Genomic DNA, 15,247 nt, shown 5'->3' on the forward strand with positions numbered 1-15,247 from the left:
TTCGTGAGCAAATCGCTGCAAGCCATCCGTGGCATGAACGACATCCTGCCAGAACAGTCGCCGCTGTGGCGCTACTTCGAAGGCACCGTGGCCGGCCTGCTGGACACCTACGGGTACAGCCAGATCCGCACGCCGATCGTCGAGTTCACCGAGCTGTTCAAGCGTTCGATCGGTGAAGTGACCGACATCGTCGAAAAAGAGATGTACACCTTCGAGGACCGCAACGGCGATTCGCTGACCCTGCGCCCTGAAGGCACCGCCGCCTGCGTGCGCGCAGTGCTGGAGCACGGCATCACCGGCAATGGCCAGGTGCAGAAGCTGTGGTACATCGGCCAGATGTTCCGCCACGAGCGCCCGCAGAAGGGCCGCTACCGCCAGTTTCACCAGATTGGCGTGGAAGTGTTCAACCTGGACGGCCCGGACATCGATGCCGAGCTGATCATGCTGACCTGGCGCCTGTGGGGCCTGCTGGGCATCCAGGACGCGGTCAAGCTGGAGCTCAACAGCCTGGGCACCAGCGAAGCCCGTGCCCGCTACCGTGACGCGCTGGTCGAGTTCCTCTCGGCGCGCCTGGAGCAACTGGACGAAGACAGCCAGCGCCGCCTGAAGAGCAACCCGCTGCGCATCCTCGACAGCAAGGACCAGAACACCCAGGCGGTACTGGTCGGCGCGCCGAAACTGGAAGACTACCTGGACGAAGCGTCGCGCGTGCATTTCGAAGGCCTCAAGGCCCGCCTGGACGCTGCCGGCATTCCGTTCGTGATCAACACCAAGCTGGTACGTGGCCTGGACTACTACAGCAAGACCGTGTTCGAGTGGGTGACCGACAAGCTTGGCGCCCAGGGCACCGTGTGTGCCGGTGGCCGCTACGACGGCCTGGTCGAGCAGATGGGCGGCAAGCCGACCACGGGCGTTGGTTTCGCCATGGGTATCGAGCGCCTGATCCTGCTGCTGGAAACCCTGGGTAAAGTACCCGAGTCGATCAGCCGCACCGTCGACGTCTACCTGTGCGCCTTTGGCGAACAGGCCGAGCTGGCTGGCCTGCGCCTGTCCGAAGGCCTGCGCGACCGCTTGCCGGGTTTGCGCCTGGCTGTCAACGCTGGGGGTGGCAGCTTCAAGAGCCAGTTCAAGAAGGCCGACAAGAGCGGCGCACTGTTCGCCCTGATCCTCGGTGACGATGAACTGGCCAAGCAGGAAATCGGCTTCAAGCCCCTGCGTGGCCAGGGCGAACAACAGAACATTGCCTGGGATGCTCTTGTAGGGCACCTGGAAACCGCGATCGCGCAGGCGTAACGCGGTTCAACAACGAATAGGCGAAAAGGAGTATTGGGGTGTCGAGTACCGATGATGATGACCTGGCAGGGGTCAAGGACTGGTGGAACCGCAACGGCAAGCCGCTGCTGACCGGCGCATTGCTGGCTGGCGTGGTGGTGCTGGGCTGGAACACCTGGCACAAGTACCAGAACAACCAGTCGCAAGGCGCCTCGCAGCTGTATCAGGCGTTGCTTGAAACCAGCCTGACGCCGACTGGCCAGCCAGATACCACCAAGGTGGCGGAACTGGCCGGCAAGCTCAAGAGTGATTTCGGTGGTACCGCATACGCCCAGTACGGCAGCCTGTTCGTGGCCAAGGTCGCGGTCGACAGCGGCAAGCTCGACGACGCCGCTGCCGAGCTGAAAAGCGTGCTGGACAAGCCGGCCGATGTGACCCTGGGCGAGATTTCGCGCCAGCGTCTGGCCCGTGTGCTGGCCGCGCAGAACAAGGCCGAGGATGCCCTCAAGCTGCTTGACGGCGATGCCGACAAAGCCTTCCTGGCCAGCCGTGAAGAGTTGAAGGGTGACCTGCTGGTACAGCTGGGTCGCGCTGACGACGCACACAGCGCTTACGAGAAAGCCAAGGCTGCGCTGTCCGATGACGCGGCGGTCGGTGGCCTGCAATTGAAGCTGGATGACCTGGCCAAAGGGGACGCGTAAGTGATCGGTTGGAAACATGCAGCAGTGCTGACCCTGGCCGTACTGGCCGCAGGTTGCAGCAGCAACAGCAAGAAGGAACTGCCTCCGGCCGAGCTCACCAAGTTCACCGAGGAAGTGGTGCTGAAGAAGCAGTGGAGCCGTTCGATCGGTGACGGCCAGGGTGAAACCTACAACACCCTGGTACCGGCCATCGAGAACGACCGTATCTACGCTTCCGACGTCAACGGCGAAGTCTTTGCCCTCGACCGCATCACCGGTGACGTGGTGTGGAAGAAGGACCTGGAGCTGCAGGTTTCCGGCGCGGTTGGCGTAGGCTACGGCCTGGTCATGCTCGGCACCCTCAAGGGCGAAGTGATTGCCCTGGATTCCAGCACCGGTGAAGAGCGCTGGCGCTCCCGGGTGACCAGTGAAGTACTGGCCCCGCCTGCCAACAACGGTGACGTGGTGGTGGTGCAGACCCAGGATGACCGCCTGATTGGCCTGGATGCCGCCACCGGCGATCGCCGCTGGATCTATGAAAACACCCCGGCCGTACTGACCCTGCGTGGTACCGGTGCACCGATCGCTACCAACCGCCTGGCTGTCGCCGGCCTGTCCACCGGCAAGGTGGTGGCGGTGGATATCAACAACGGTGTGCCAGTGTGGGAAAGCCGTGTGGCCATTCCGCAAGGCCGTTCCGAGCTGGACCGTGTGGTCGACATCGATGGTGGCCTGCTGCTGTCCGGTGAAACCCTGTACGTCAGCACCTACCAGGGCCGCGTCGCGGGCCTGGACCTGCAAAGTGGCCGTGTGCTGTGGCAGCGCGATGCCTCCAGTTACGTGGGCGTCGCCCAGGGCTACGGCAACGTGTATGTCAGCGAAGCCTCGGGTACCGTCGAAAGCGTCGACGAGCGCTCTTCCAGCGCCTTGTGGAGCAACGACACCATGGCCCGTCGCCAGTTGTCGGCGCCGGAAGTGTTCTCCAGCTACGTGGCTGTAGGCGACTTTGAAGGTTACCTGCACCTGCTGAGCCAGGTCGATGGCCGCTTTGTTGGCCGTGAGCGTATCGACAGCGATGGCCTGCGCGCCCGCCCACTTGTGGTCGGCGACACCATTTATGTCTTCGGCAACAGCGGCAAGCTCGAGGCACTGACCATCCGCTGAAGCTATGCTTGAAGCCTTGGCGGGCTTCAAGCCGCGGCGTAGGACACGCCGCCCGTACCCCGGCCGCTGCCTTGCAGCGGCCTTTGCATTTTCAAGAATTCGAGAGTGGAGAGCCGATGGTTCCCGTAATTGCCCTGGTGGGCCGCCCGAACGTCGGCAAATCCACCATGTTCAACCGCCTGACCAAGACCCGCGATGCCATCGTCGGTGACCTGTCGGGCCTGACCCGTGACCGCCAGTATGGTGATGCCAGCTGGCAGGGTCGTTCCTTCATCCTGATCGACACCGGCGGTATCACCGGTGACGAAGTGGGCATGGATGAGAAAATGGCCGAGCAGTCGCTGATGGCCATTGAGGAAGCCGACTACGTGCTGTTCCTGGTCGACGCCCGCGCCGGCATGACCGCCGCCGATCAGATGATTGCCGAGCACCTGCGCAAGCGCAACAAGTCGGCGATTCTGGTCGCCAACAAGATCGACAACATCGACCCCGATGTTGCGCGTGCCGAGTTCTCGCCGATGGGCATGGGCAACGCCATTCCGGTGGCGGGCTCCCAAGGCCGTGGTATCAGCGCCCTGATGGAAGCCGTGCTGGGCCACCTGCCGCGTGACGCCGAGGACGAAGCCCTCGACCAGGACGTCGCAGAAGGCGAGGAGGCCGTGCGCATTCCTGGCCCAAGCGAGAAGGATGGCATCAAGATCGCCATCATCGGCCGCCCGAACGTGGGCAAGTCGACCTTGGTCAACCGCATGCTCGGCGAAGAGCGCGTGGTGGTGTACGACGAGCCGGGTACTACCCGTGACAGTATCTACATCCCGTTCGAACGTGACGGCGACAAGTACACCTTCATCGACACCGCCGGTGTGCGCAAGCGCGGCAAGATCCACGAGGAAGTCGAGAAGTTCTCGGTGGTCAAGACGTTGCAGGCGATCAAGGACGCCAACGTCGTCATCTTCGTCATGGACGCCCGTGAAGGGGTGGTCGACCACGACCTGAACCTGCTGGGCTTCGCGCTCGAGGCCGGCCGCGCCATCGTCATTGCCCTGAACAAGTGGGATGGCATGGAGCCGGGTGAGCGCGCTTACGTGAAGACCGAGCTGGAGCGCCGGCTGTTCTTCGTCGACTTCGCTGACATCCACTTCATCTCCGCCTTGCACGGCACCGGCGTGGGCAACCTGTACAAATCGGTGCAGGCCGCGTTCACCTCGGCGGTGACCCGCTGGCCAACCAGCCGCCTGACGCAGATCCTCGAGGATGCTGTCAGCGAGCACCAGCCACCGCTGGTCAACGGCCGCCGCATCAAGCTGCGCTATGCCCACCTCGGTGGTGCCAACCCACCGCTGATCGTGATCCACGGCAACCAGACCGAGAGCATTCCCAAGTCGTACTCGCGTTACCTGGAAAACACCTACCGCCGCGTGCTGAAGCTGGTCGGTACGCCGATCCGCATCGAGTACAAGGGCGGTGAGAACCCGTACGAGGGCAAGAAAAACACCCTTACCGATCGCCAGGTCAACAAGAAACGCCGCTTGATGTCGCACCACAAGAAGGCCGAGAAGAAGCGCCGCGACAAGCGCTGATCAGCGGCAAGCTATAAGCTACAAGCTGCAAGAAAGAGCAGACGGTGATCCATGCCGCTTTTTCTTGTGGCTTGAAGCTTGTAGCTTATAGCTCTCAGTCCCCAGGAAAGAGGGCTCCATGATCCGCAGCAAACTGCCGAATGTCGGCACGACCATCTTCACCACCATGTCCCAGCTCGCCGTGCAGACTGGCGCGCTCAACCTTTCGCAAGGTTTCCCTGACTTCAACGGCCCGCAGGCCCTGCTCGATGCAGTGGGCCGGCATGTGGCTGCCGGGCATAACCAGTATTCGCCTATGACCGGCCTGCCGGCCCTGCGCCAGCAGGTGGCAGCCAAGGTCGAGCGCTTGTACGGGGCCAGGGTGGACGCCGACCAGGAAGTGACCATCACCCCCGGCGCCACCGAGGCGATCTTCTGCGCCATCCAGGCGGTGGTGCAGGCCGGTGAAGAAGTGATCGTCTTCGACCCTTGCTACGACAGCTACGAACCGTCCGTGGAGCTGGCCGGTGGCCGCTGCGTGCATGTGCAACTGAGTGACGGCGACTTCCGTATCGACTGGCAGAAGTTCAGCGATGCGCTGAGCCCGCGCACGCGCATGGTCATCCTCAACTCGCCGCACAACCCCAGTGGTGCGCTGATCACCCGCGAAGACCTTGACCAGTTGGCCCGGCTGATCGCCGACCGCGATATCTACCTGGTCAGCGACGAGGTCTATGAGCACCTGGTCTTTGACGGCGTGCGCCACGCCAGCGTGCTGGCCCACGAGCAGCTGTACCAACGCGCCTTCGTGGTCAGCTCGTTTGGCAAGACCTACCACGTTACCGGCTGGAAGACCGGCTACGTGATCGCCCCGCCAGCGCTGAGCGCCGAGCTGCGCAAGGTGCACCAGTACGTCAACTTCTGCGGGGTGACGCCGTTGCAGTGCGCGCTGGCCGATTTCATGGCCGAGCACCCGGAACATATCGATGAGTTGCCGGCCTTCTACCAGGCCAAACGCGACCTGTTCTGCGGCTTGCTGGAAGGTTCGCGTTTCAGCTTTACCCGCACGGCGGGCACTTATTTCCAGCTGGTGGACTATTCGCATATCCGCCCGGACCTGAACGATGTCGACATGTCGCTGTGGCTGACCCGTGAGCACGGCGTAGCGACCATTCCGGTGTCGGTGTTCTACCAGCAACCCATCCCCGAGCAACGCCTGGTGCGCCTGTGCTTTGCCAAACGAGAGGAGACGCTGCGCCAGGCAGCGGAAAAACTATGCGCGATCTGAGCACACTGCCGAACCTGAAAGTTGCCCTGGTGCAAACCACCCTGGCCTGGCATGACCGCGAGGCCAACTATGCGCACTTCGAGGTGTTGCTGGAGCAGGTGGGCGAAGTGGACCTGGTGATTTTGCCGGAAATGTTCACCACCGGTTTTTCCATGCAGTCGGAAAGCCTGTGCGAGCCGGAGAACGGCCCGACCTACAAATGGCTGAAGGCCCAGGCGAAGAAGTACAACGCGGTGATCACCGGTAGCGTGATTATCCAGGCCGCCGATGGCAGCCATCGCAACCGCCTGCTGTGGGCGCGCCCGGATGGCGAGATCTTGCACTACGACAAGCGCCACCTGTTCCGCATGGCCGGTGAGCACAAGCACTACACCCCCGGCGAGCGCCAGGTGCAGTTCGAGATCAAGGGCTGGCGGGTTCGCCCGCTGATCTGCTACGACCTGCGCTTCCCGGTGTGGAGCCGCGACGCCCAGGACACCGACCTGCTGTTGTACACCGCTAACTGGCCGGCTGCACGGCGTCAGCACTGGAACCGCTTGCTGCCGGCGCGGGGGATCGAGAACCTGTGCTATGTGGCTGCGGTTAACCGGGTGGGGACGGATGGCAAGGGCTTTGCGTACTCGGGTGACAGCCAGGTGCTGGACTTCCAGGGTGAGAGCCTGCTCAGTGCCGGGGAGGCTGACGGGGTGTTTACTGCGGTGTTGAGTGCGGCGGAGCTGGCGGCTTACCGGGCCAAGTTCCCGGCTAATCTGGATGCTGATACCTTCGAGCTCCACTGACAGCCTGTTGCGGCCTCTTCGCGGGTAAACCCGCTCCCACAGGTACTGCACAGGTTTCAGAATCTGTGATTGCCCTGTGGGAGCGGGTTTACCCGCGAAGAGGCCGGTCCCGACTACATCATTTTCCGATCAATACACATCCCGCCGATACCGCCCATCCTCGATCAGTTGCTGCACAGCGGCTTCACCCAACATGCCATTGAGCGCCGCATCCACCCCTGCAGCCATCCCTTGCAGGCTGCCGCAGACATACACGCAGGCGCCGTCCGCCACCCAGCGTTTGAACTCTTCAGCCTGCTGCAGCAACACATCCTGCACATACACCTTCTCGGCCTGATCCCGTGAAAATGCCAGGTCCAGGCGTGCCAGGTCGCCGCTGTCCAGCCAGGCCTGCAGCTCGTCTCCACACAGCAGGTCATGTGCCCGGTTACGCTCGCCGAACAGCAGCCAGTTACGTTGCTCACCGCCATTCACCCGCGCCCGGATCAGGCTACGCAGGCCGGCCAGGCCGGTGCCGTTGCCGATCAGAATCATCGGCGCGGCACTTTCCGGCAGGTGGAAGCCGCTGTTGCGGCGCAGGCGCAGGCTCAGCGTGCCGTTCAACGGCAGGTGCTCGGTCAGCCAGCCGGAGCCCAGGCCGAGGTTGCCATCGGTATGGCGTTCCTGGCGCACGATCAACTCCAGCACACCATCACTGGCAATCGAGGCAATGGAGTATTCGCGGCTGCCGATCGGCACCAATGCATCGACCAACGCTTGCGGCTGTAAGCCGATCAGGTGATCACGACGGGTCGGCAGCTGGCGGCCGGCCAGGGCCTGGGCAAGGGTTTCGCTCAGGCCATTCACCTGTACCTGGGCAGCGGCGTCCAGTGCCATGCCGTTGAGGAACGCGTCGATCCGTGGCTGCCCATTGAGCGGCAGGATCTCTACCAGGTCGCCGGGCTCCCAGCTGGCCGGCGCTTGCGGCTGCAGGCCCAGCAGGTACACCGGCTGGCCCTGGCTGCCGGGGTTAAGCAGTTGGCGGCTTACCAGCGACCAGTTGCCGAAGCTGGGCGGCTGCCAGGCGGTCACGGGCTGGGCACCGGTCAGTTGCGCCAGTTCCTGCTGCCACTGCTGCAAGGCAGCCTGGTCGGCGTTGTCCACTTCCACCGGGCTGAACGCGCTGCTGGCACCGCGCTCGCCCAGCCATGCCTGCAGGCGACGTGCGAAGCCGCAGAAATGCGGGTACTGGCGGTCGCCGAGGGCGAGCAGGGCGTAGTTGAGGTTGTTCAGCGCCCACGGTTGACCGAGCACCTTGCGCTCGAAACCTCGGGCGCTGTCGGGCGCCTCGCCGTCGCCGAAGGTGCTGACCACGAACAGCGCACGGCGGGCCTGGCGCAGGTCGTCTTCACCCAGCTCGGCCAGCGCGCGTACCTGCACCGGCAGGCCGGCGGCCTGCAGTTGGCCGGCGCTCTGCCAGGCCAGTTGCTCGGCAAAGCCGCTCTGGCTGGCAAAGCCGATCAGCCAGCTGTCGCCGCTGCCACCATTGCTGGCAACGTTGCCACGGGCGGCACGCACCTGGCGCTTCTTGCGGCGGCGGTCGAGGTACAGCAGCCAGCCGGTGACGAAGAACAGTGGCATGGTCAGGCTGGCAATGGTGACAATGATGCGCCCCGGCAGGCCGAAGTATTCGCCGACGTGCAGGGCGTAGACGCTCTGCAGCAACTGGGCCTTGAAAGACTTGTCGGTGTAGCGGTCGTGGCTTTTCACCTGGCCGGTGGCCGGGTCCAGCACCAGGGTATTGAAGGCGCGTGGGTGGTCGGCGTTATCGAGCAGGTAGAACAGGTTGGCCGGCTGGCCCCCAACCGGTGGCAGGCGCAGGTTATAGGTGGCTAGGCCAGGGCCGGCAGCGTCCTTGAGGTTGGCCCAGATGGCGTCGTAGTCGACCACCAGTGGCGGGGCGTTCTTGTCGACCTTCTGCGGGCCGTGACGGCCACGGCCTTCGCCGCGCTTCTGTTGCTGGCCAGCTGCCGGTGCGTCTGCCAGCAGCTTGTTCAGGCCTTCACGGTACCACTCGTAAGACCAGAACAGCCCGGTCAGAGCAAACAGCAGGTAGAACAGCAGGCACCAGGTGCCGGCCACGGCGTGCAGGTCCCAGTTGAAGGCGCGGCCTTTCTTGGCCCAGTCGAAGGTTAGCCAGGTGCGCCAGTCCAGCGCCTTGCGCGGCCAGCGCAGGTACAGGCCCGAGAGGCAGAAAAACACCAGCATGAGGGTGCAGGCACCGGTGATCTGCCGGCCGGTATCACCCATGGCCAGGAAACGGTGCAGGGTGAGCATGAGGTTGAAGAAGCCTTGCCCGGCCGCTTCGCCCTTGAGTTCGCCGGTATACGGGTCGGCATAGCGCAGCTGGCCGCGGCGCTCGCCCGGTGGCGGCGTGAAGAAGATGCGTGCGGCGTTGCCTTCGCGTACGTCCACCCACAGCATCGACACCTTGTCGTGCTGCTGGGCTTCGACCCGCTGGACCAGTTCGGCCGGTGGCAGCACGCCTTCGGCGCGTACTTCGACCTTGAGCACATCGGCATTGAATGCGCGTAGCAGTTCTTCCTGGAACGAGTACAGCGCCCCGGTACTGCCCATCAAGGCCAGCACCAGGCCAGCGGTGATGCCAAAGAACCAGTGCAATTGGAACAGCGTCTTCTTCACCACGTCTCTCACCTTGAATTGCTGCCGCTACCTGCGCGGCGTGCATTATGCCTTGATACGCAAAAGCCCCGCTCACGGGAATGAACGGGGCCGGGGTGGGGGGGGTTAGTGGGTTGTGTGTTGCCTGTGCTGGCCTCTTCGCGGCTAAAGCCGCTCCTACAAAGTCTGCGCATAGCCCCTGTAGGAGCGGCTTTAGCCGCGAAAGGGCCGGCACAGGCGCAGCCCATTCAACAGATCAACCCCGTCCCGCCATCAGAAGTGCACGCTGGTGGTCAGCAGTGCCGTCCGCCCGGCCGCCTGGTTGGCGAAGTGGGTGGAGAAGGCCTTGTCGTAGTACACCTCGTTGGTCAGGTTCTGCACGTTCAGCTGCAGGTCGACGTTCTTGGTCAGCTTGTAGGCGGCCATGGCGTCGTAGCGCACATAGCTGTCGACCACAGTGGTGTTGGCCACGCTGCCGTAAACCTCATCCACATAGAACGCACCGCCACCAATGGTCAGCTTCGGCGTAATGGAGTAGGTGGTCCAGAGGCTGGCGCTGTTGTTCGGGGTGTTTGGCAGCTGGTTGCCGTCGTTGGCCTTGCCCAGCGGGCCGCCGTCGATCTGGCGCGCTTGCATGTAGGTGTAGCCGGCAAACACTTGCCACTTGTCGTTGATCTTGCCGCTGGCCGACAGTTCGATACCTTGTACGCGGGTTTCGCCGACGTTTTCGTAGCTGGTGGTGTCCACCTGGACGCGGGCGTTTTCCTTCTCGGTGCGGAACAGCGCGGCGGTCAGCGACAGGCGCTGGTCAAGCAGGTCCCACTTGGTGCCGATTTCGTAGTTGGTGGTTTCTTCCGGCTCCATGTCGCTGCTCAACAGGTTGCCGGAGCGGTCGGTGGTGTTGCCCAGCGGGTTGGCTTCCATACCTTCGCCCAGCATCGCACCTGGCGGGGTGGCGGAGGTGGCGTAGGAGACGTAGATGCTGCCGTTGTCTGCGGGCTTCCATACCAGGCCCAACTGGCCGGTGACGAACTCGCTGGTGTCCTTGCCTTTAGAGGCTACGCCTTTGGCGTCGACCACGGTGGCGCCAGAGGCGTCGTAGGTACGGTATTGGGTGTCGAAGTGGTCGTAGCGCAGGCCCATGTTCAGCAGCCACTCAGGCGACAGTTCGAGGGTGTCGAACACGTAGAGGGCGCGGGTGTTGCTCTTGGTGTCGGTACCGGCGTAGTTGCGGGCAATGCTGCCGTTCCACGGGTCATCCGGGTTCGGGTTGCTCAGCGAGGTGCAGTTGTAGCCGCTGTTGGCGCCGATCAGGCTTGGGTTGCAGCCGGTCGAACCCAGGCCGGTGTTGGTGTCCACGGTGTAGCTCGAACGCTTGCTCTCTTCACGGCTCAATTCGATACCGGTGGAGAAGCTGTTCTTCAGGCCCCCGACGTAGAACTCGCCAAACAGGTCGGTCTGGTTGGTGGTGGTGGCGGTGTTGCCAACACGGGTGTTGGCACGGCGCCAGACGCTGCCGTTGTTGACGTTGCCCTTGCTGTCGTCAGGCTGGGTCAGGATGTAGTCCTGCATGCTGTTGCCGTGACGCAGGGTGTTCTTGATGGTCAGCGCGTCGGTCAGGTCGTGCTCGATGGCAAAAGTGGCGATGTCCACGCGGCTCTTGCGGAAGTCGCGACCGGTCAGGCCGTAGAAGTTGTCGCTGTCGCCACCGTCGTATGGCTTGCTCGGGTGCGCCGAGGTACGGCCGCCGCTGCCATTGGTCGGGAGGGTGTACGGAATGCCCGAGTCCGGCAGGTCGTCGCTTTCCAGGTGGTAGTAGTCGAGGTTGACGCGGGTCGGCGTACCCAGGCCGAAGGCCAGCGACGGGGCGATACCCCAACGGTCGTAGTTGACTTTGTCGCGGCCGGCGACGTTGCTTTCGTGGGTCATCAGGTTCAGGCGGCCTGCAACGGTATCGCTGAACTGGTAGTTGCCGTCGAACGTGTAGCGCTGGGTCTGGTCGCTGCCCCAGGTCCAGGCGCCGTCCAGCGAGTTGCCCAGGTGGGCGCGCTTGCTGACCAGGTTGATGGTACCGCCCGCCGCACCACGGCCGCCGATGGCCGAGTTCGGGCCCTTGGCCACTTCCACCGACTCGATGGCGAAGATTTCGCGGGTTTGCGCGCCAGTGTCACGCACGCCGTCCAGGTAGGTGTCGCCCTGGGCGTCGAAGCCACGGATAAACGGGCGGTCGCCTTGCGGGTTGCCACCTTCACCGGCACCAAAAGTGATGCCTGGAACGGTGCGCAGGGCATCCTGAAGGGTCAGGGCGTTGGTGTCCTTGATCACCTGCTGCGGGATCACGGTGACCGAGCGCGGGGTGTCCACCAGCGGTGCGGTGTACTTCTGCGAGGAGGCCTTCTCGACCTTGTAATCGGTGCTGGCTTGTTCAGCCTTGCCGTTGACGCTGGTAGCGTCGAGGGTGATTGCGCTGTTGGGGGCCGGGTCGGCGGCGTAAACCGACGAGGCACTCAGGGCGACACCGATGGCAGACACGATCAGGCGTGGTGAGCTCACTGCAGATGGTACGTACTGGTGCATTGCTTAGGACCTTCCCCAAGGTATTGAGGCGGCGGATCTTAATGTAAGCAATTGTGACTCACAATTGAGAGTCGTTACCATTCGTTAAGAATTTACAATCTTTACAATTTACCTTTACGGTTTCACACAGCTGAAACGTCTTAAGCGGCGAATGGGGCTTGTGCCACGCAAAAGGGAATCAATATCATTGGCGACTTTACATTTCCTAACGGTGCTGCCGCCATGCTGCTTCACATCCCAGGCCTGTTCGACGCAGATGAACTGGCCCGTATCCGCGAGGCACTGGAGCAGGCCGATTGGGCCGATGGCAAGGTCACGGCCGGCTACCAGTCGGCCAAGGCCAAGCACAACCTGCAGTTGCCGGAGGGCCACGCGCTGGCCAAGGAAATCGGCAGCGCGCTCATCGACCGCCTGTGGAAAACACCGCGCTTCATGTCGGCAGCGTTACCGCACAAGGTGTTCCCGCCGCTGATCAACTGCTACCGCGAGGGCGGCAACTTCGGCTTCCACATCGACAACGCCCTGCGCCAGCCCAAGGGCAGCCCGGAGCGGGTGCGCACCGACCTGTCTTCCACGCTGTTCCTCAGCGACCCGGACAGCTACGACGGCGGCGAGCTGGTGATCCAGGACACTTACGGCGTGCAGCAGGTAAAACTGGCGGCCGGTGACCTGGTGCTGTACCCCGGCACCAGCCTGCACAAGGTCAACCCGGTGACCCGTGGCCAGCGCTATGCCGCGTTCTTCTGGACCCAGAGCCTGGTGCGCGAGGACAGCCAGCGGGCGCTGCTGTTCGAAATGGACAATGCCATCCAGCAACTGACCGCCGATGTGCCGGAGCACCCTTCGTTGCTGCAACTGACCGGCACTTACCACAACTTGCTGCGCCGCTGGGCTGAGGTCTGAGCCGTGTCCTATCAGTTGCGACGTGAAGAAGTGGTGGATGTGGCCGGTTTGCAGGCCATGCTCGAAGAAAGCCCCGGCAAGGCTGCGCAGGCGATCCTGGCTGCGGCGGGGCAAGGCGTGGTCGAGGCCCAGTTGCTGCTGGGGCAGATCCTGCTCGACGGCCGCGGTATCGAAGAGGATGCCAATGTGGCCCGGCGCTGGTTCGGTATTGCCGCGCAGGGTGGCAGTGCCATGGCGCACAACATGCTCGGGCGCTGCCTGGAGCATGGCTGGGGGGGCGAGGTGAGTCTGTCACAGGCCGCCGTTCACTACGCCCGTGCGGCCGATGCCGGGCTGGATTGGGGCCTGTACAACCTCGGCAACCTGCTGGCCACCGGGCGTGGGGTGCCGGCCAACCAGACGCAGGCGCTGATGTGCTACGAGCAGGCGGCGCAGTTGGGCCATGCCAAGTCGATGAACCTGTACGGGCGTTACCTGGAGCAGGGAATTGCCACGGCGCCCAGCCCGGCGCGGGCGGTGCGCTGGTACCGGCGTTCGGCTGAGGCGGGGGATTTTCGCGGGATGTTCAGCCTGGCGCTGGTGCTGGTCGAGCGTGGCCAAGTGGCGGAGGCCGCGCCCTGGCTGGAGCGGGCGCGGGTGGAGGGCAATATGAACTTCCTGCGCGCTGCGTTGGTAACCTTGCAGGGGGCGGGGCCGGTGTTGATGGCGTTTGCTGGGCGCTATGCCGAGGAGATCGAACGGCGCGGGGAGTGAGGGTGCCTGTGCCGGCCTCTTCGCGGGTAAACCCGCTCCTACATTAAAACCAGTCCCCTGTAGGAGCGGGTTTACCCGCGAAGAAGCCAGCACAGGCAGCACACAAATGAAAACGGGGCCTTGCGGCCCCGTTCTGCATTACAGGTAGTAAGCCTTCAGCGGCGGGAACCCGTTGAACTCCACTGCGCTGTAGCTGGTGGTGTAGGCACCGGTCGACAGCCAGTACAGGCGGTCACCGATGGCCAGGTTCAGCGGCAGGCCGTACTTGTAGTTTTCGTACATGATGTCGGCGCTGTCGCAGGTCGGGCCGGCGATGACCACTTCTTCGGCCTCGCCTTTCTTCTCGGTCCAGATCGGGAACTTGATGGCTTCGTCCATGGTTTCGATCAGGCCGGAGAACTTGCCCACATCGGTGTAGATCCAGCGCTCGACGGCGGTGCGCGATTTGCGCGCGACCAGCACCACTTCGCTGACCAGGATACCGGCGTTGGCGATCAGCGAACGGCCTGGCTCGAGGATGATTTCCGGTAGCTCGTCACCGAAATCTTCCTTCAGGAAGCGGATGATCTCTTCGGCGTAGGTTTCCAGGCTGTTGGTACGGGTGATGTAGTTGGCCGGGAAGCCGCCACCCATGTTGATCAGCTTAAGTTCGATGCCGTCTTCTTCCTTCAGGCGCTCGAAGATCACCTTGACCTTGGCGATGGCCGCATCCCACACGCTGATGTCGCGCTGCTGCGAACCGACGTGGAAAGAAATGCCGTAAGGCACCAGGCCCAGGTCGCGGGCGAGGATCAGCAGGTCCATGGCCATGTCAGTCTGGCAGCCGAATTTACGGGACAGTGGCCAGTCGGCAGTGGTCGAACCTTCGGTCAGGATACGCACATAAACTTTCGAGCCCGGGGCGGCCTTGGCGATGTTGCGCAGGTCGGCTTCGGAGTCGGTGGCATACAAGCGCACGCCCTTCTCGTAGAAGTAACGGATGTCCTTGGATTTCTTGATGGTGTTGCCGTAGCTGATACGGTCGGCGCTGACGCCACGGTCCATCACCTTGTCCAGCTCGTAGATCGAGGCGATGTCGAAGCTCGAACCTTTCTCTTTCAGCAGGTCGATGATCTCGACGGCCGGGTTAGCCTTGACCGCGTAGTAGACCTTGGCAAATTCGAAACCGGCGCGCAGGTCGTCATAGGCCTGGCTGATCATCTGGGTGTCGATGAGTACGAACGGGGTTTCCTGCTTGTCCGCGAACGCCTTCATTTTCTGGAAGGTGTCACGCGCGAAATAGTCTTCGACCTGGATCGACATGCTCAGGGACTCCATGGGCAAACAAAAAGATTAAGTGGCTGCAAACTGAACGTCCTCCGTATCCCCACTTTGGTTCGCCTACTCAGTACTTGAGCCGGATGGATCGTTTCCAGCATGGACGTTCGGCGCGCACTTTAGGGCGTGGAGAATGCAGAATCAACAGGCAATCCGGGCGCGATCGGCGTGGATCGACGACCCGCCATTTGAATAACCGACTCGTGTGACCGGCTGATGTTCCCCGCAATGTTTCAAGCGTAAAAAATTGTGGAATAGACCTTGCTGGCCTCTTCGCGGGTGAACCCGCTCCCA

11 protein-coding genes are annotated in these 15,247 nt (G+C 63.0%); 8 read left to right on the forward strand and 3 right to left on the reverse strand.

The annotated features are described in order from the left end of the window. Positions 1–3 precede the first annotated feature (3 nt). From hisS to ACIP02_RS08725, 6 genes are all read left to right on the forward strand, one after another. Positions 4–1,293, forward strand: a complete 1,290-nt coding sequence (gene hisS, locus ACIP02_RS08700) for a histidine--tRNA ligase (protein WP_400615254.1) — start codon at positions 4–6, stop codon at positions 1,291–1,293. Between the two features lie 38 nt (positions 1,294–1,331). Beyond that, entirely contained in the window at positions 1,332–1,973 is a 642-nt protein-coding gene (locus tag ACIP02_RS08705) for a tetratricopeptide repeat protein (protein ID WP_201198632.1), read from the forward strand. Further along, positions 1,974–3,116, forward strand: a complete 1,143-nt coding sequence (gene bamB, locus ACIP02_RS08710; RefSeq protein ID WP_400615257.1) for an outer membrane protein assembly factor BamB — start codon at positions 1,974–1,976, stop codon at positions 3,114–3,116. Positions 3,117–3,232: 116 nt separating this feature from the next. Further along, positions 3,233–4,696: a ribosome biogenesis GTPase Der gene (gene der / locus ACIP02_RS08715; RefSeq protein ID WP_400615260.1), complete on the forward strand. Its 1,464-nt coding sequence runs from the start codon at positions 3,233–3,235 to the stop codon at positions 4,694–4,696. Positions 4,697–4,814: 118 nt separating this feature from the next. Further along, positions 4,815–5,963 carry a pyridoxal phosphate-dependent aminotransferase gene (locus ACIP02_RS08720; protein ID WP_400615262.1) on the forward strand — a complete coding sequence of 383 codons (1,149 nt, stop codon included), beginning with the start codon at positions 4,815–4,817 and terminating at the stop codon, positions 5,961–5,963. Then, positions 5,951–6,742 carry an amidohydrolase gene (locus tag ACIP02_RS08725; RefSeq protein ID WP_400615264.1) on the forward strand — a complete coding sequence of 264 codons (792 nt, stop codon included), beginning with the start codon at positions 5,951–5,953 and terminating at the stop codon, positions 6,740–6,742. Before ACIP02_RS08720 ends, ACIP02_RS08725 begins: the two co-directional genes overlap by 13 nt. Positions 6,743–6,871: 129 nt before the next feature. On the opposite strand, the gene ACIP02_RS08730 is transcribed toward ACIP02_RS08725, so the two are convergent. Beyond that, a complete protein-coding gene (locus ACIP02_RS08730) occupies positions 6,872–9,427 on the reverse strand; it encodes a PepSY domain-containing protein (protein ID WP_400615266.1) in 2,556 nt (851 codons plus the stop codon). Between the two features lie 249 nt (positions 9,428–9,676). Next, entirely contained in the window at positions 9,677–11,980 is a 2,304-nt protein-coding gene (locus ACIP02_RS08735; RefSeq protein WP_400615268.1) for a TonB-dependent receptor, read from the reverse strand. Positions 11,981–12,202: 222 nt separating this feature from the next. Between ACIP02_RS08735 and ACIP02_RS08740 the strand changes: the two genes are divergently transcribed. After that, positions 12,203–12,883, forward strand: coding sequence for a Fe2+-dependent dioxygenase (locus ACIP02_RS08740; RefSeq protein WP_400615270.1), 681 nt, complete (start codon positions 12,203–12,205; stop codon positions 12,881–12,883). A gap of 3 nt (positions 12,884–12,886) precedes the next feature. After that, positions 12,887–13,636 (forward strand): tetratricopeptide repeat protein, encoded by a 750-nt coding sequence (locus tag ACIP02_RS08745; protein WP_400615272.1) that lies wholly within the window; start codon positions 12,887–12,889, stop codon positions 13,634–13,636. Between the two features lie 138 nt (positions 13,637–13,774). Here the strand turns inward: ACIP02_RS08745 and ACIP02_RS08750 are convergent, their stop codons facing one another. Further along, positions 13,775–14,938: a type III PLP-dependent enzyme gene (locus ACIP02_RS08750; protein WP_012270610.1), complete on the reverse strand. Its 1,164-nt coding sequence runs from the start codon at positions 14,936–14,938 to the stop codon at positions 13,775–13,777. Between the last annotated feature and the right edge of the window lie 309 nt (positions 14,939–15,247).

The sequence above is a fragment of the Pseudomonas sp. NPDC089408 genome, from assembly GCF_044749445.1.
GTDB lineage: Bacteria > Pseudomonadota > Gammaproteobacteria > Pseudomonadales > Pseudomonadaceae > Aquipseudomonas.

Bases quoted from the DNA above. Each gene is read 5' to 3' on its own strand.
- der (WP_400615260.1), top strand. From the start codon at position 3,233: ATGGTTCCCGTAATTGCCCTGGTGGGCCGCCCGAACGTCGGCAAATCC.
- ACIP02_RS08720 (WP_400615262.1), top strand. From the start codon at position 4,815: ATGATCCGCAGCAAACTGCCGAATGTCGGCACGACCATCTTCACCACC.
- ACIP02_RS08725 (WP_400615264.1), top strand. From the start codon at position 5,951: ATGCGCGATCTGAGCACACTGCCGAACCTGAAAGTTGCCCTGGTGCAA.
- ACIP02_RS08735 (WP_400615268.1), bottom strand. From the start codon at position 11,980: ATGCACCAGTACGTACCATCTGCAGTGAGCTCACCACGCCTGATCGTG.
- ACIP02_RS08740 (WP_400615270.1), top strand. From the start codon at position 12,203: ATGCTGCTTCACATCCCAGGCCTGTTCGACGCAGATGAACTGGCCCGT.
- ACIP02_RS08750 (WP_012270610.1), bottom strand. From the start codon at position 14,938: ATGTCGATCCAGGTCGAAGACTATTTCGCGCGTGACACCTTCCAGAAA.